Here is a 16,498-nt window from a genome sequence, read left to right as displayed (position 1 = left end):
AATCCTGGCATCATCTTCTGAAGTCTTCTTCCAGAATGTAACATGAGTGGGGAAAGAAATGGCGTTGCCTAAAACCCGATTGATCCACTGATTTTCGGCTCCAGCTAATGCCCCCCTCGGAGGAAGTTTCGCGCTCAAAACGAACGCCGCGTTCACCTAATTTCAGCTTCTTGGATCGCTATGATCCGATTCTGCTGGAGCTAGCCACAAACGCGGAACGATTCTGTTTTTCCGATCCCTCCATTTGTCTGATTCGTTTGCGGCAACTCACGGAGTCGATGGCTCTTCAGGTTGTCGCTGCCCTTGGCAATTCCCCCTCCGAAGCCCAACATCGAGATCTTTCAGAGACCATCCAACTGATCGAATCGAAGGGGGCTATGGGCCTCGATACCGCGCAGGTTTTCCACCATCTACGACGTGTCGGAAATCGCGCTGTCCACGAGAATCAGGGCAGCCGCAGTGATGCTCTACACGCTCTCCGTTTAGCCCAGCGCGCCGCCGTTTGGTTTCATCGCACCCTCGGCGATTCAAAGTTCAAGAATCCGATCTTTATCCCACCCCCGGAGCCCGGCCACGCCAGTGTGGGTCTTTCGGAAGAATTGAAGCAGCTCCGTGAGCAACTCGCACACGCCCAAGCCTCAGCAGCTAGCGCTGCATCTACTGCTGCGGAGGAGAAAGCTCGTCGGGAAGAGGCAGAAACCAAAGCCCGCAAGGCTTATGAGGATCTCGAAGCCGCGATCAACTTGGCAGAAGACGCCGAGAACAAACTCAAAGGCGACCAGTCCCGTTTCATTCTTAAGCTAGAAGCAACCCCGAAGCCGGTCGCCGCTGCCATTGATAATACCGTCAAACAAGCGCAGCAGGCCAACACTGCGCTTGCCGACGAACTAGACGAATCGCAGACGCGCCTGCTCATCGACGCTCAGCTTCGCACCGCTGGATGGGAAGCCGACACCCAAGAGTTGCGCTACTCCAGAGGCACTCGTCCCGAGACCAACCATTATCGCGCGATCGCAGAGTGGCCTACGTCTTCAGGTCCTGTCGACTACGCGCTATTTTACGGAAAGACTCTGATCGGCCTTATCGAAGCCAAGAAGCAATCTAAGGACGTGCCTGGCGTCCTCACCCAGACCAAGCGCTACTCTCGCGATTTTAAGCTCAATGACGCTGGCGAATACGCACCAGGAGCCCCTTGGGACGATCACCATGCGCCCTTTCTCTTCGCCACCAATGGCCGTCCTTACCTGCAACAACTTCGAACTTTTAGTGGTATTTGGTTTTTAGATGCACGGGTTAAAACTAATCTCCATCGCCCGCTCAACGGTTGGTATTCTCCCTCCGGGCTAATCGCCGAACTCAACATCAACCGCGGTATTGCAGACGCTAATCTTCACCACACACCCAACAATCTCCCTGGCCTCCGCCCGTATCAGCGTGATGCCATTGCCAAAGTCGAGGAGTGCATCGCCCTTGGTCAGCGCGACCTGCTACTCGCTATGGCCACCGGTACTGGCAAGACGCGCACTTGCGTTTCTCTGCTCTACCGACTCATCCGCGCGAAGCGTTTCCGCCGTATTCTTTTCCTCGTGGATCGCACTGAACTCGGCACCCAGGCCGGTGAGGCGTTCACTGGAGTGAAATTAGAAAACCTCCAAAGTTTCTCCCAAATCTATGACGTAAAGGAAATCGGCGATGCCCGTCCCGACGAGGAAACCCGCGTCCATCTCGCCACGGTGCAGGGCATGGTGAAACGACTGCTTTATCCATCCGACACGCAGGAGCCGTTTCCTGTCGATACCTACGACTGCATCATCATTGATGAGTGCCACCGCGGCTACACCCTCGATCGCGAACTCTCTGACGACGAGATCGGCTTTCTTGACGAGAAGGACTACATTTCGAAATACCGTCGCGTTTTGGAGCACTTCGATGCAGTTCGTATCGGACTTACTGCTACTCCAGCCCTTCACACCAGCGAGATTTTCGGCAAACCCGTTTTCACCTATAGTTACCGGAAGGCTGTTATTGATGGCTACCTCATCGATCACGAACCGCCCGTACGCATCGTGACCGATCTCGCCGAGAAGGGAATCCACTGGAGCCTGGGTGAACCGCTTCATTTGCTCGATCCGACCGCTGGCACCGTAGATCTCACTCAGGCCCCCGACGAGATCGATATGGACGTCGATAAGTTCAACAGCGGCGTTATCACTGAGCCTTTCAACCGCACTGTTTGCACCGAGCTTGCCCGCCACATCGATCCTACGCTACCGGGCAAGACACTCATCTTCTGCGCCAACGACGCCCATGCTGACATGGTCGTCGATCTGCTCTCACAAGCTCTCGGCGAACGTTACGGCGGCGTCCATCATGACACGGTCGCAAAGATCACCGGCAAATCCGACAAACCCGGCAGACTCATCCGACGCTACAAAAACGAGGAGCTTCCCAAGATTGGCGTCACCGTCGACCTGCTGACCACGGGAATCGACGTCCCCGCCATCATCAATCTCGTCTTCATCCGCCGCGTAAAGAGCCGCATCTTGTACGAACAGATGCTCGGCCGCGCTACCCGCCTCTGCCCCGATCTCTTCGGACCCGGGGAGGACAAAGAGGTTTTCCATATCTACGATGCCGTCGATCTCTACGCCACGCTACGCGATTTCACAGACATGAAGCCTGTCGTGAGCGATCCCGCGCTCACTCTCCGGCAACTCGTGGATGCCCTCCTTTCCACATCGGCCACCGCGGCATCTCGTCCTTATTTTCACGACGCCGTCGTCGCACGGCTTCAACGCAAACGATCCCTACTTCGCCAGCATGACGAGGGGCTCACCTATCGCTCGGGCTTTGGCGCCGATGCCTTGTTGCAGCATCTCGCTACAGGGGGCGCCGCCGCCAGCATCTCGCTCTTCACCGCCAAGCCAGCACTCGCCGATTACATCGACAGCCTTCGCAGATCTGGGTCACGGGCAGGCATTCCCATTTCTCATCACCCAGACGAACTACTCCGCGTCGAACCAGGTTACGGGAATGCGCAGAGGCCCGAAGACTACCTCGAAAGCTTCGGTGCCTGGCTCAAAGAAAATATCGCCACGCTCCCAGCCCTCATCCTCGTCACCCAGCGTCCGCGCGATCTGACGCGCGCTCAGCTTAAAGAACTGGCTCTCGCTCTCGATAGCGCCGGTTTCTCAGAGACTTACCTGCGCACCGCTTGGCGGGAGGCCCGGTCTGAGGATATTGCGGCAGGCATTATCGGCTACATCCGCGCCCAGTCATTGGGTTCGCCTCTAATTCCCTACGCCGAACGCGTGGACCGTGCTCTTCAGGCTATCACTCATGGCAAACGCTATTACTGGACCGCACCGCAGCGAAAGTGGCTCGAACGGATTGGTAAGCAGCTTCACAAGGAAAGCGTTATCGACCGCGACGCCTTCAACGAAGGCCGCTGGCGTGACATTGGCGGCTTCGACGCCGCCAACCGCGTCTTTGACGGCAAGCTGGAATCACTCCTCGGAGATTTACAGGCAGAAGTCTGGCGCGACACCGCGTAACTCCTACGATCCGCCCTTTTCATGGCCGCTTCTAAGACCCAAGACATCGTAGCCAAGCTCTGGAACCTCTGCAACGTCCTCAAGGACGACGGGGTCACGTATCACCAATACGTCAACGAGCTCACCTATCTCCTGTTCCTAAAAATGGCGCAGGAGACGAAGACCGAGAAACAGATCCCTTCCGGCTATCGTTGGGCCGACCTCACATCCCGCGAAGGTGCGCCACTGCTCGAACACTATCGTCTCCTTCTCATCTATCTTGGCAGCCACGGCGCAGAGCGCGTTCAGGCCATTTTCAACAACGCCTCAACCTCCATCCGCGAGCCGCGTCACCTCCACAAGCTCGTCACCGACATTAACGCGCTCGATTGGTATTCCGCCCGTCAGGAAGGTCTCGGGGATCTTTATGAAGGCCTACTGGAGAAAAATGCGACCGAGACCAAATCGGGTGCGGGCCAATATTTCACGCCTCGCCCGCTCATCGAGAGCATCGTTTCCGTCATGCGCCCGCAGGCCGGAGAGGTTATCCAAGATCCAGCGTGCGGCACCATCGGCTTTCTCATCATGGCCGACCGCTACATCAAAGAGCGGACCGATAACCTTTTCGACCTCACCACCGCCCAGCAAGAGTTCCAACGCGACACCGCCTTCCAAGGTATGGAGCTGGTGCCCGACACTCACCGCCTCGCCCTCATGAACGGTCTGCTGCACGACATGCACAGCCCTATCATCCTCGGCGACACTCTGGGCAATGTCGGCAAACAACTTCACGACGCCGACCTCGTGCTGTCCAACCCGCCCTTCGGCACCAAGAAAGGTGGCGGACTCCCTTCCCGCGACGACTTTACCTTTCCCACCAGCAACAAGCAGCTCGCTTTTCTCCAGCACATCTACCGCAGCCTCCGCAAACCCAGCGCGAAAAAAGCTCATGGCGGTCGCGCCGCTGTCGTTCTCCCCGACAACGTGTTATTCGAGGACAATACCGGTGCGCAGATCCGCGCCGACCTCATGGACAAGTGCCGTCTTCACACCATCCTCCGACTCCCCACCGGCATTTTCTACGCGCAGGGTGTTAAGACCAACGTACTCTTCTTCGAACGCCACTCCGCCGAAACCGGCGGCACGCAGGAAGTTTGGGTCTACGATCTGCGCACCAACATGCCCGCCTTTGGCAAACGCACGCCGCTAACACGCGAACACTTCGCCGCGTTCGAAACCGTTTACGGTGACGACGCCCATGGCCGCGCCAAACGAAAAGACACCGGCGAAACAGGCCGCTTCCGCCGTTTCACCCGCGAGGAGATTCGCAAACGCGGCGAAAATCTCGACCTCAGCTGGTTGCGTGATGACAACGCCACCCACCACGACGATCTTCCTGCGCCAGAGGTTTTGGTGGCTGGTGCGTTGGAAAATCTCCGCGACGCGATGGACGAGTTGCAGGACTTGGAGAGGGAGTTGGTGCCATGAGCTACGAGCCATTGGGTGCGGCTACTTTCCCTGCGTCGCCAGAAAATCTGCCGCCGGGTTGGCGAATGACGACGCTAAGCGACCATACCCGTCACAAAAGCGGGAACGGTAAACTTATCAAAGGCCGTCTGAGCAACCATCCAGCAACAGGACTATTCCCTGCGTTCAGCGCGTCGGGCCAAGATGTCTGGGCCGCAAATCCAGAAAATGAAGGCACGGCGATAATCGTCTCGGCCGTGGGAGCGCGCTGCGGAAAGGCGTTTTTCGCCGAAGGTCGTTGGTCCGCCATTGCGAATACCCATATCGTATGGCCTGGAGACACAATCGACGCGCGATATCTGTGGCGGGTTCTCAACAACGAGAACTTTTGGGTTAAAGGAGGCTCCGCACAGCCCTTTGTAAAAACCAAGGCGACCTTCGAGCGGGCATTTCCTCTCCCTCCGCTCTCCGAGCAACGCCGGATCGTCGCGCAACTGGAAGCTTTGGAAGTGCGAAGCCGACGAGCGCGAGCGAAGTTAGCAGAAGTCCCTGCCCAGCTCGCTCAAGCCCGCCTGTCTCTCCTTGCCACCGCCTTCAGGGGCGGCCTCACGGCCGATTGGCGGAAGGCAAATCCCGAGATTCAGACTTTGGAAACGACGCTCCAACGCGTGAGATTTGAATCCAGCCGCACTGGCAGATCCGCATCAGACGAAAAAATCCCCGGAGTCGCGGGACTGTCTGTGGGTGACATTGGGCCACCGGCTCCGAATGGGTGGTTAAAACTGCCATTACTCTCAGTGGCACGTTTGGAATCGGGCCATACACCTTCGCGCGAACACCCCGAGTATTGGGGCGGGGATGTTCCGTGGATTTCGATTCCGGATGCACGTCGCGCGCATGGCCAAACGATCGAATCAACCGCTTCATTCACGAATGCGCTGGGGCTGGAAAACAGTGCAGCTCGTCTTCTTCCAGCGGGAACCGTCTGCCTGTCTCGAACCGCCTCCGTTGGCTACGTCACTGTCATGGGTAAGCCGATGGCCACCAGTCAGGACTTTGCGAACTGGCTATGCTCAGAAGCGCTAGTGCCCCAGTTTCTCATGATGGCTTTCTTGGCCGAGGGAGAGCACCTCTTGAGCTTCGGTCGTGGTAGCACTCACACTACGATCTATTATCCAGAGTTAAAAGCGCTGCACATCTCGCTGCCGCCTGTTGCCGAACAACACGAGATCGTCCGTCGGCTGAACGGGGCATTTTTGCGTTTGAACGCCGCCGCGGCGGCGCATGCGACAGCGGTGGCCAATCTGGATCACCTCGATCAATCCCTCCTCGCCCGCGCCTTCTCCGGTGGCCTCGTGCCACAGCATCCTAACGAAGGCGCATCTATCTCAACTTCGGCCAAGGTGGCCCAATCGTCACCGATCAAAACTCAGCTCTATCTCATCCAATTTATTCCAGCCCTCCTTCGTGCGGCTCAACAACCGTTAGCACTGGACCGTCTCAATGCCATCGTAGCGCTTTTGTTTCTTCCTCCCGGCGATCTGTTACCCTTGATCGAAAAAATCGGCGGCGCTAAAGCCCGCGCCCACTTCACGGGCTTCGCGCATATTCACGAAGACGGCGCGTTCTTGGCCGCGATCAACGCGCTGAAGCGTACGAAAACACTGGTTCACTCCACCAACCGCCAAGGTCTCATCACCCTGAGCCTCGGCCCTAAGCTGCCACCGATTTCGCCCGAGATCGACGCAGACGCCCGCCACCTCTCGGCCCTAATTTCCTCAGTGCCTTCCGAACGAGTGGCACCGAGCCTCGCCCGCCTGCAAACGGCGCAGGTGCAAGAGGCGGTGCTGAGCGTCGTGTAGTTTTTCTTCCATGCCCACCCAAACCGAACTCTTCGCACGAACCACCGGCTTCAAACCTTCCGAATCGTTGCAAGAGCCCCGGATCTGGGTGCGCGAGCTGCGCATCTACCGCGTACTCGCACCGGGCACATCCAATCTCCTGCGCGGCATCCGGCTGCGACGAGGCCTGAACATTCTCTGGGCGAAGCCGCGCCAACGCGCAGCCAATGGCCAAGGTTATACAGGTGGCGTATCCGGCCATGGCACCGGGAAAACCACTTTTTGTCGATTCATCCGCTATGTCCTGGGCGAGGGCTCCTTTGGCAACGACGAGCAACGCGCCCGCCTTCGAGACACTTTTCCCGAGGGCTGGGTCGTGGGCGAAGTCATCCTCGATGGCACGCCATGGCTGGTGTGTCGCCCTTTCAAGGTCGGCCCCGCTTCCTATGCCTACCGCAACCGAACCATCGATACACTCTTTGCTAGCGACGAGGGACGCGAGAATTTCAAGACCTACGAAAGTGAGTTAACCGGTGTGCTGGCGGAGCCTCTTCCCGTCGCGACTTTCGCCACTGCACCCACGCCCATTGAATGGCCACACGTACTGCAATGGCTGACACGTGATCAGGAATGCCGGTTCTCAGGCCTCGCCGAACTGCGCCATTCCGACAGCGATTCTCACGCGCCCGATATGGTCGCTGAAGATCGCCACTTTCTCTTTCGTGCGGTCCTCGGCCTCATCGACACTGCGGAGCAGTCCGAGCTCGAAAATAACAAAGGCCTGCTCAAGCGAAAAAACGAAGCCGAGCGTGATGCGCCGCTTCTGCGTTTCCGGGGCGACTCGGTTTACGATCGCTTGAGAGCGCAGTTCCCGGATTTCCGAACCGACGTTGCGGGCGCAGATTTTCTCCAAGCAGTTGTGACGGAATGGAGAAGCCGTGCCAAAGCCACGGAGGCCCTGCTAAAGAACTTCGAACCTACACCTGCGCTCAAAACAGCGCGCGACAATTTCGTAATCGCACGCAGCGCCTTCGATGTGACGGAAGGCCAGGAAAAGAGCGTACAGGGCAAAATCCGCTATTTCGAACAGCAGCTGCGGCAACTTCGCGGCGAGCAATCAGCCGCCGACCTCGCAAAGTGGATCAGAGAAAACGACCCTGACGCCGGTCTCTTGTGCGGACACACACTCGCGGCTGCCATTGAGCACGAATGTCCGCTTGCTCTCGGCCGCACACTTCCAATCGAACACAAAAAAGCTGCGCTCGATACCGGACCAACCATCGAAAAAGTGAGCGCCGAAAAGACCCTTGCAGAAACGCAGCTCCAACGCGTGCGCCTATTACTTAGTACGCGCCGACAGGGATTGAAGGATAGCGAGCAAGCCTTGCGAAAAGAGACAGCTATTTACGACGAAGCCCGCGCTGCACTCTCCCGTCAGTTCGTGAACGAAGAAAGTATAGCAAACGAAGCCGAACGCGCACGATCGGATAAAACAGAGTCAGATCGCTTGGAAAAATCCGTGGCAGACCTAGAGCAGAAGATCCGCAGATCCCAGGAGCTTCAGGCCATGCTGCGCGATAAAAACACCGCCGCTCTCAGTGCATTTTCAGAGACCTTCGGCCGCGTTTCGCGGACGATTTTCGATGAAGAGAACGTGCGTGGCGAAATCCGCTTTCGCGGCCGAAAAATCAATCCAGGGCTGAACAATGAAATCGATCTCACAAGCGCTGCCTTGGAGACGCTCAAAATCATCTGCTTCGATCTAGCCGCATTGGTAAGCGGTGTAGAAGGGCGTGGCGCTCACCCGCTTTTCCACCTACATGATGGCCCTCGGGAAGCGGACATGGACGCCAGTATCTACCGAAATATCTTCTCAACTATTCACGCGTTAGAAGAGGCTTTCGGACAACGAGCACCAGCATTCCAGTATATCGTCACCACCACTGAGCCGCCACCCGACAGCTTACTGCGGTCACCGTGGCTGATCGACCCGATACTCGATGCCTCGGCTCCAAACGGCAAACTTCTCGGAGAAAACTTCTAGCTATCCATGGCCGAATATCCCGATTTTTCCGAATTCAGCTACGGCTACGCCTTAGTGGACAATCTCGCTCGCAGTGGCAGTTGCGGCGGCCTTGCCGGAGCACCGCGATTCATCTCGCTTCTCGAAGAAGGTTCCGCGGGTGGAGGATTCGACGTAGCCTTAAATTTCGTGGCATGGCCGTTTTTCCTTCAATTCAAAATCCCTCAGATCATGCGCCGCCGGAGTGGTGGGCCAAAAGGTATGCCTCCCGGTTTCAATACGCCCTACTTTCGGATGCATCTACGAACCGAACGGGTAAACTCTTCAGGGATGACACAACATGAACAATTGATGGACCTAGAGAGGGAAAATCCGTTGAGCGTTTTCTATGTCACACCACGGTTTCACACTACTGAAGAACTAGATCAGTACTATCTGACACAGCGTGTTCATGACGAATCCGAGTGGTTTGCGTTGAGCGGCTTTGATCCATCGGCTCCGCTAACTCGTGAGCCACATCGGATCGCCTATGAAAACGCGCCCACCATAAGCGTACTCCAATCAACACCTCTTCCGTTTCAACAACGCCTGAGATTCAAAGAGGTGGCAGTCCGAATTCGCGAGATGCTAACAGGTCTGGCTCCGACTGAACCAGCTCGTTGGTTGAATGAATTGGAGAGTTCTATTGCCACGGTGACTAGCGGTGAGGCCCGCGATGAGGGAATGAATACGCGCGCTAAATTTTATCCTAAGCGGGAAAATTCGCCTCGCGGTTTTTTAAGGGAGGGCGAAAAAAATGAGTTCCACAGTCGGCTACAAAGAATTGCCAGAACGGTTCGTACGCGGATTGACGCCGAACTTATTTTAGCGATGCCGGCGATCCCCCCTTCTTCGACACGATGAAAGCGCCTCCGCAGTTTGTATTAGGGGAGGCACTAAAATGCGAGGAAACGCGCCATGTGGAGTTCAAGGAAGTCAAGGGACCAAACCCATTCGGCTCTATTTCAAATGCTGCCGACGAATACGCAGTAGCATTCCTCAACTCGGAGGGTGGTCGCATCTACTGGGGCATCCGCAACACTGACAGAGTCGTGGTAGGAGTGGAGCTATCAGCATCCGAACGCGAACGTTTACGCGAAGTGGTGGTCGGCAAACTTTCCGAGATTCAGCCGCAGCTGGATCCAGGTCGCTTCAAACTCACGCTACATCCCGTAATCAACGGCGAGGTCAATTCCACGGTAGTCGAATTGGAGGTGCCGGCAGGTAATTCCTCAAAACCGTTCTACACTGGCGGCCATGGTTGTTTCGTGCGCTTGGACGGCGTGAAAAAAAAGCTCAGTGGACAGCAGCTTACTGACTGGATCCTCAGCCGAGTTGAAAAGAACACAGCAACCACCTCGGGAGCTGTCACAGAACCTCAACTTCTCGCTTTGGCACAGCGCGTTCGCCGCATCCTTTCAGGCCACGGTTTACAGCCCGGACATCTAGCTCGATTCTTCTCCGCGCGAAAAGCCCCCTTCACCATCACCTTTGCCGATCAGCAGAATGACGCCGTATTCCTGCGATGGTTAGATGAATCAAAAACCGCTTGGGTAGCCCAAACCTTTGGAGTTCGACGAGAGTGGATCGATGGCGAGGATAGCCAAATCTTCGACTGGTGCGATTATGACAAACGTCCGGCGCTTTTCCTCAAAGAAATTAGTCAGTATGTCGACTCGCTGATCTACGACGAAATCCCGGCAAGTCCGGAAGCATTATTTGTACGGTATGGAAGCGGTAAGGATTGGAAACGAAAGGGTCAAAACAGAGTCTTCGTAATCGTACGAGTACCACTTGCGCGATTGAGCAACGAAACGATCATTTTTCGCTACGTGAGTGACTTCATGCCATATTATTGGGACGAAGGGCGGACCGCAGTCCAACTTCGTGCTTGGGCGAGGCTACTCTTCATAACGAAGAATATTTCCTGCCAAGGATGCGAAGTGCCGCTGGAGATCGCCGAAAAGATGGAAGATAATCAGCTATTTCTGCACGAGATTTTCGAGTCTCCCAAACTTCATCGGCGCTGCCATGATTGGCATCCAGAAGACTATGCACTTTATCCACAAGAGAGCAGGGTCGCTCAACCTGACGCGTTTTTTGAGCACATGATCGCGTTTTTGAAAACACACAATCTCCCGCATGAGCCTACACGGTTGCAGTGAAGTTCTTGCTGTCCGTTCGACCTAAAACAAACGAGGCCGTTTGCGCACTGAACGAGATCCATCAGTGCTCATTTGATCTTCAATTCTGCGGTGCAGCTCTGACACGCGGTCGACTTCGGCTTGATCAAGTCCCGCTTTTTTCGCGAACGTCGGCCACGCAGTGATTGATGTTTTAACGGCTGCATCGATGGAATCGAACTCGGCAGCGGTTACGGCGAATTGATCAGCTTGGCTCCGAAGTTGAGCGAGCCTCGGGGTCGCACCAAATGTCTGATGAAGCAGACCATTGAAGGTCCGATCATCAGAGTAATTAAGCGTGAGATCGTAAGCGGGGGAAAGACGCCACCGCAGATCACGATCATCGAAAACGAACGAGTGATTCTTTCCGTGATCGTCGGCGTTTCCCGCGCGGGCGTTAAACACCATCCGTTTCACCGCTTCCAAGAGTTCTTCCCGATTCTCAGTCAGCTGTCTACAGGCTGAGAAAAGCTCTGCGTAGGTGAGACTAAAAGATTCGAGCAAACCCGCGAGCGAAACCAAGTGCAGACGGTGATCGTGGCTAGCAGAGACGTCGAATCGCTCAACGAAGAGATGGTTCCGGACACGATTGCCAGCCGCATCTGATAAAACCTCCGCATTCGCCGTACGGATACCGGCCGCACGCGCCATTTCCATATAAGCGCATTCGAGCCTTCCGTCCGTGCTTGTTCGTGCAGGGTCATCCTCACTGTCAATTTTAAGAATTCCGAGACGAGCGCCTACATAGTTCTTCTGAAGTTCGTGCGTGATATTCCCACCGCAAAGCAGGTTTTTGTCCGGCAGCATCGCGACGTTTGCTTTTGGGAATGCACCGCCAGCCGTGCCTGCTTTCAGCAAAAATTCGAAAGCCTCTGGCGGTGATTTTTTCACAACCTCTTGTGCCTGACGCGCCAAAAATAGTGGCTCAACCGCTTCCCATTTATCGGAAGAACCATCTTCAGAGATGGGCGGCAAAAACTTGAGCGCTCCAATCCCACGCTCTCCCACCCAAGCCAGCATATTAAGCGGCGTCGGCTTGAGTTCATGCCGGGCGAGATCGGCCGCCATAATTTTCCGGCCCCATTGATCAGGGATACAGTCGGCAATAAACCCGGGCAGCTGATCGAACTCCCATGCCCTCACGCGATGCACCGACAACTCGAAGGGCACTTTGATGGGCGAAAGACTGTAGCCGTTCTTCAGCCATTCAGGCAGGTACCCGAAGCGCGGCTCACCGGGTACAACTACTCTGCCGACCTGCAGGCCGTTATACCAATTAACACCGAGAGAAGGCGCCGGAGAACTCATAGCGACATCGACGAGCGTTTCAGAGATGCGCGTTGCCGAGGTGAGCGCTCCAGTGTCTCCAATGTTTCCTTCTCTGCCGGGACTGTAGGCGGCACGAGTTCAGCCAAGCGATCCAGGCTGTTGAGGATGCCAAGGATCTTGAGTAGATTGAGCAAAGTGATGTTTCCCATCCCCTGCTCGAAGTTTTTGTAGGTGGCGAAAGAAATTCCGGACCGCTTGGCCATCTCCCGCTGAGTCCAATTCCTAGCCAGACGCTGCGCCTTGATCCGGTTTAAAAGCGATCTAGCTGCAGCTTTTTCTGAAAAATTTGCGGACGATTGGCTCATTTTTAAGTGCTATTAAAATAGCCTTTATTTCGGTAAATGTCGAATTAAAGACTAATTTAATAGTCTTTATCTATGGCATTAAATTCGACAATACCAGCCTAGAGTTTAGCCGCCCCAAACCCATAACTTGAAACCACGGTGGCATTGTCCGGCCAGTTACCGAGCGGAAGATGCACTTCAATGCGCTTCTTTTTATCCACGTAGTGAGAAGACGTGGTGCGGATGTCTCGATGGCCCAGATGCTGACGTGCAGCTTCTATCCCATGCGCTGAGGCGATAAGTGAACCACTTTCTTTGCGTAGAGAGTGAATCGCCTTTTTTTGCAGAATACCTTTCCCGCGCAGCCATTGGTGAAGATCTCTCCATGTACTGTCGCAACGATAGTATTCGTAGGTCGCCGCTGGATTCGGATCGCTACCCTCAAGTAAGAACTCCGACTTAGATTCCTTTCTAAATAACCGAAGTACGTTCAGAGCCTCATCGGGCAAGTCGACGACACGCTGACTTTCTTCGGTCTTGGGTTCAAAGTAGATCGTGCGGCGTATTTGAATCTGACCCTTCTGGAAATCGACTTGGTCCCACATCAGAAGATCGGCTTCCTTCCGACGCAGACCCGCCCATAAGCACAGGAATAGCGCTAGAAATTGCTGCGGATGCTCGATTCGAAGCTCGCTCTGAGCACAGGCGAGCAGCCATTCAGCACTGACTTCAGAACGGTAACGCTGCGGTCCTGGATCCTTCAGTTTTACGCCGCTGAATGGATTTCCCAAGAGTTTCACTTTTAAGGTCGCAAGCACGTCCGCGGTGAATAGCGAACGTGCGCCCCGCATGTACGAAGCGGCCGAGCGCTCGGCTGATTTTCGTTTGATCGGATCCGCTCCAGCACGAGCGACATACTCGTTGCGCCAGGTCGTGATCACCTCAGGAGTAAGCACGTCGAGCGATTGAGAATCTACCTTCGCGAGCCACGCCTTTAGCCCACCGTTAACATAGTCGTACTTGGAGCGCTTGGCTTTTCCTTTGGCTCCTGCATCCGCTTTGGTAACATCAGATATGATTTTACGCAGCTTCACTGCGTAGCGCCGAATAGTGATTGGCTTCAGATGGCTGCGCATCGCCACGTCAGCGAGAAATTCCCCCAACGAGCAGACCTCCACCTTCGGGGTCATTCCAGGTTTGAATTTGGCGAGAGTCGATTCCCAGCCGTTAGCATCCAGAAAAGTAGCTATCTGCTTCGCCTTGGCCGACGCCACTTGGGCATTGGTGCTTCCCAAGGCGAAAGCCTCCCGCCGCCCCAAATGCTGCAATCGCACGGACCACTCGGGCACTTCGCTACGGACGCCATCGCGTGTGAAGGTCTTCCGGTAAAGCCGTACTTTCCAGTAATCCACATGGAAGCGAGATTGGCTTGCTTGGCCACTTTGCTTGGCCACTTCTTGGCCACTTTTGACATCCTCAACTACTTCCTCCTGTCTGATCATGTCGTGAACTTACGCAGATTATTACCTATGAAAACAAGCATTTAAGTGCCGACAGAAAACGACAGTTGCAGACAAACGAAAATACCTAAAGCAACAAACTGTTAATCACTTGGTCGTAGGTTCGATCCCTACCCGGGCAGCCATCCCTAACAAGAAATCCATGTGGTTTCGGGGACTCAATGAGCCAGTAGCACCATCCGACAGCTCGCAGCTAAACACTATCGCTGCCACTTAATAAACAGTGCCTCAGGTCCGTACCGCGTCACCTGCCTGCCGCGCCTGAAGCAAACGGCGCCGAACTCGCGTGATGGTGAGTCAGAGCCCCCTTACCGCCCGCCGCCGCATAGGCCGCTTGCAGACACAACCGCTTAAACGTGCGGCCTGCCAGATTCGGTGCTTTCCAGGTCGGCTCCACATAAGCCCAAGTACGGGAAAGGCGGATACCCGATACCGGCCGGGCCACGACCAGCGATGAAGGCTCCTCCAGCTTCACGATCCAGTTGGGTAGCAGCGCCAGGCCCTGCCCCATTTTGACCATCTCATAGATGGCGGCAGTGTTGCCGACCTCAAAGCACTCCCGGAAGACCACGCCCTTACGCTTCGCCTGCTCGACGATGTGATTCGTCGTGTAACTTTGCAGACGGGAAACCACCAAGGACTTGTTGTTCAAATCCGCCACCGGCACGATCTCGAGTCCCGCAAGCGGATTGCGACCGTGCATCAGCAGCATGAGCTCATCCTCAAAAAGCCGCGTGTAGCTAAAATCCGGGCCGTCCTCCGGCGGATCAACCAGCACCACCGCATCCACCTCCCGGTCCAGGAGCAATTTCAGGCACTTGTCCCGCTCCGCCGCCCGGATAGTCAGGCTGCCGCGAGGAAAACACTCGTTGAATTCCCGCACGATGTCCGGCGCCTTATAAGTGAGAAAATTATAGCCAGCAGCCACCCGCAACGAAGCCCGGTCCGCCAGGCTGTCACCCGTCAGCGCAGAACGAATATTATTCATCTGTGCAATCAGTGGGATCGATTTTCGCCGTAAAAACTCCCCCTTAGGCGTCAGCACCAGTCCTTTGCCCGAGCGGTGAAAAAGCGGCACACCCAGCGATGCCTCCAGATTAGTGATCGAGTGGCTGATGGCTGAACTCGTCAGAAACAGCTCAGCCGCAGCAGCCTTGAGGCTGCCCTTGGTGGCGAGGCACAGGAATATCTGGAGCTGACGGCTGTCGATAGGATCGTTCACGGCAAGTATGCGGGTCTGGTACAGGCCGTGCTCAGCAGAACAAGTGCCATCCAATTCCGCTCAACTGTCGCTCTGACGTAATGAAATCCACGATACGAATCGGCCATCTGGGCCTTCTTGAGTCCGCGCCTTTGCTCGCCGCCCAGTCCCAGGGCTTTTTCACCGAGGAAGGCCTCGACGTGGAGCTCTCCTGCGAACTCGGCGTCGCCGCCATCTGCGGCCGCCTCAGCGACCAACGTATCGACGGAGCCTGCCTTCCCGCGCAGATGCCCGTGCTTCTCTCGCTTGGCGCCGGTGTCTCGCGTGTGCCCATGACGCCCGTGCTGCTCACCTCCAGCCAGGATCTCGCGATCGTGCTCAACAGTAAAGCCGCCGCCCCGGAGAAACATGCTCGCGCCTCTTCCGGCGTCCTGAAAATCGGTGTCCTCGGCCACAGCAGTCCGGCCTGCCACCTGGTCAGGCGCTGGCTTCAATCCGAGACCGTTGGCGTGAAAGAAGATCCCGTTTACGTCTCCCTCGCCGCCAGCCAGCTGCTCTACTTTTTCGAAGAAGGGTTGATCGATGGGTTCTGTGGACTCGATCCACTTCCAGTCCTCGCCCATTTGAGCGCCGACGGCGTCGTGGTCAGTTCCAGCGGAGCCATCTCGCCCGTCCACCCGGGTGGCGTCGTGGCCCTGCGAACTGAATTCGCCAAAGACCGCCCGGCCTTGGTCGCACCGCTCGCCCGCGCCCTTCGCCGCGCATGTGAGTTCTGCGCCCATCCCGCTAATCGCGAAACCGTGTGGTCCCTGGTTCTCGCGCAAAATCCCTTCGTCCTCACGAGCGACGAACATCGGGCGGCCCTCCTCGCTCAATCCCTCGAAGGAAAACCCGACCACTTATCCATTCGCTTTGAAAATCCTCGCGGTCAGATCGGCGTCGATGCCCAAGGCGCTCGCTTCATCGAGCAAGCTTGCCGTGCCTCACTCGGCGCAGGCGAACGCCACCTCGACATCGTCGGTGAGATCGACCGCCTCTATCCGCGGGCCGCTTGAAACGCCCCCACCCGCACCGCTCG

General features: G+C 56.1%; 11 protein-coding genes. 7 read left to right on the top strand and 4 right to left on the bottom strand.

The features are described from left to right. Nucleotides 1–107 precede the first annotated feature (107 nt). From hsdR to CMV30_RS12970, 6 genes are read left to right on the top strand one after another with little or no spacing between them, the layout of a single operon-like run. Complete coding sequence (gene hsdR / locus CMV30_RS12990) at nt 108–3,554, top strand: type I restriction-modification system endonuclease (protein WP_096056439.1); 3,447 nt, start codon at nt 108–110, stop codon at nt 3,552–3,554. 21 nt (nt 3,555–3,575) lie between these two features. Beyond that, the gene (locus CMV30_RS12985; RefSeq protein ID WP_096056438.1) at nt 3,576–5,021 is read left to right on the top strand and encodes a class I SAM-dependent DNA methyltransferase; all 1,446 of its coding nucleotides are present in this window, start codon (nt 3,576–3,578) and stop codon (nt 5,019–5,021) included. Continuing rightward, entirely contained in the window at nt 5,018–6,862 is a 1,845-nt protein-coding gene (locus CMV30_RS12980) for a restriction endonuclease subunit S (protein ID WP_096056437.1), read from the top strand. The genes CMV30_RS12985 and CMV30_RS12980 overlap by 4 nt, the downstream gene beginning before the upstream one ends. Before the next feature lie 10 nt (nt 6,863–6,872). Continuing rightward, the gene (locus tag CMV30_RS12975) at nt 6,873–8,885 is read left to right on the top strand and encodes a hypothetical protein (protein WP_138223288.1); all 2,013 of its coding nucleotides are present in this window, start codon (nt 6,873–6,875) and stop codon (nt 8,883–8,885) included. Between the two features lie 6 nt (nt 8,886–8,891). Then, nucleotides 8,892–9,767: a hypothetical protein gene (locus CMV30_RS19515; protein ID WP_138223287.1), complete on the top strand. Its 876-nt coding sequence runs from the start codon at nt 8,892–8,894 to the stop codon at nt 9,765–9,767. Next, nucleotides 9,764–11,068, top strand: a complete 1,305-nt coding sequence (locus CMV30_RS12970) for an ATP-binding protein (protein ID WP_096056435.1) — start codon at nt 9,764–9,766, stop codon at nt 11,066–11,068. Before CMV30_RS19515 ends, CMV30_RS12970 begins: the two co-directional genes overlap by 4 nt. Nucleotides 11,069–11,089: 21 nt before the next feature. On the opposite strand, the gene CMV30_RS12965 is transcribed toward CMV30_RS12970, so the two are convergent. The 4 genes from CMV30_RS12965 to CMV30_RS12950 form a co-directional block, all read right to left on the bottom strand. Next, on the bottom strand, nt 11,090–12,394 hold the full coding sequence (locus CMV30_RS12965) for a type II toxin-antitoxin system HipA family toxin (protein ID WP_096056434.1): 1,305 nt from the start codon (nt 12,392–12,394) through the stop codon (nt 11,090–11,092). Continuing rightward, nucleotides 12,391–12,720, bottom strand: a complete 330-nt coding sequence (locus CMV30_RS12960; RefSeq protein WP_096056433.1) for a helix-turn-helix domain-containing protein — start codon at nt 12,718–12,720, stop codon at nt 12,391–12,393. The genes CMV30_RS12965 and CMV30_RS12960 overlap by 4 nt, the downstream gene beginning before the upstream one ends. A 98-nt stretch (nt 12,721–12,818) precedes the next feature. After that, nucleotides 12,819–14,201 carry a tyrosine-type recombinase/integrase gene (locus CMV30_RS12955; RefSeq protein ID WP_096056432.1) on the bottom strand — a complete coding sequence of 461 codons (1,383 nt, stop codon included), beginning with the start codon at nt 14,199–14,201 and terminating at the stop codon, nt 12,819–12,821. 262 nt (nt 14,202–14,463) lie between these two features. Further along, complete coding sequence (locus tag CMV30_RS12950; protein WP_096057752.1) at nt 14,464–15,441, bottom strand: LysR family transcriptional regulator; 978 nt, start codon at nt 15,439–15,441, stop codon at nt 14,464–14,466. 80 nt (nt 15,442–15,521) lie between these two features. On the opposite strand from CMV30_RS12950, the gene CMV30_RS12945 reads away from it, so the two are divergent. After that, complete coding sequence (locus CMV30_RS12945; protein WP_096056431.1) at nt 15,522–16,475, top strand: ABC transporter substrate-binding protein; 954 nt, start codon at nt 15,522–15,524, stop codon at nt 16,473–16,475. Nucleotides 16,476–16,498 lie beyond the last annotated feature (23 nt).

The sequence above is a fragment of the Nibricoccus aquaticus genome, assembly GCF_002310495.1.
GTDB lineage: Bacteria > Verrucomicrobiota > Verrucomicrobiia > Opitutales > Opitutaceae > Nibricoccus > Nibricoccus aquaticus.
This window is presented reverse-complemented; position numbering and strand designations above follow the sequence as displayed.

What these genes read in the sequence shown, in the direction of transcription:
- CMV30_RS12975 (WP_138223288.1), top strand. Translation starts at nt 6,873, where the DNA reads ATGCCCACCCAAACCGAACTCTTCGCACGAACCACCGGCTTCAAACCT.
- CMV30_RS12980 (WP_096056437.1), top strand. Translation starts at nt 5,018, where the DNA reads ATGAGCTACGAGCCATTGGGTGCGGCTACTTTCCCTGCGTCGCCAGAA.
- CMV30_RS12945 (WP_096056431.1), top strand. Translation starts at nt 15,522, where the DNA reads ATGAAATCCACGATACGAATCGGCCATCTGGGCCTTCTTGAGTCCGCG.
- CMV30_RS12960 (WP_096056433.1), bottom strand. Translation starts at nt 12,720, where the DNA reads ATGAGCCAATCGTCCGCAAATTTTTCAGAAAAAGCTGCAGCTAGATCG.
- CMV30_RS12970 (WP_096056435.1), top strand. Translation starts at nt 9,764, where the DNA reads ATGAAAGCGCCTCCGCAGTTTGTATTAGGGGAGGCACTAAAATGCGAG.
- CMV30_RS12965 (WP_096056434.1), bottom strand. Translation starts at nt 12,394, where the DNA reads ATGAGTTCTCCGGCGCCTTCTCTCGGTGTTAATTGGTATAACGGCCTG.
- CMV30_RS12955 (WP_096056432.1), bottom strand. Translation starts at nt 14,201, where the DNA reads ATGATCAGACAGGAGGAAGTAGTTGAGGATGTCAAAAGTGGCCAAGAA.
- CMV30_RS12985 (WP_096056438.1), top strand. Translation starts at nt 3,576, where the DNA reads ATGGCCGCTTCTAAGACCCAAGACATCGTAGCCAAGCTCTGGAACCTC.
- hsdR (WP_096056439.1), top strand. Translation starts at nt 108, where the DNA reads ATGCCCCCCTCGGAGGAAGTTTCGCGCTCAAAACGAACGCCGCGTTCA.
- CMV30_RS19515 (WP_138223287.1), top strand. Translation starts at nt 8,892, where the DNA reads ATGGCCGAATATCCCGATTTTTCCGAATTCAGCTACGGCTACGCCTTA.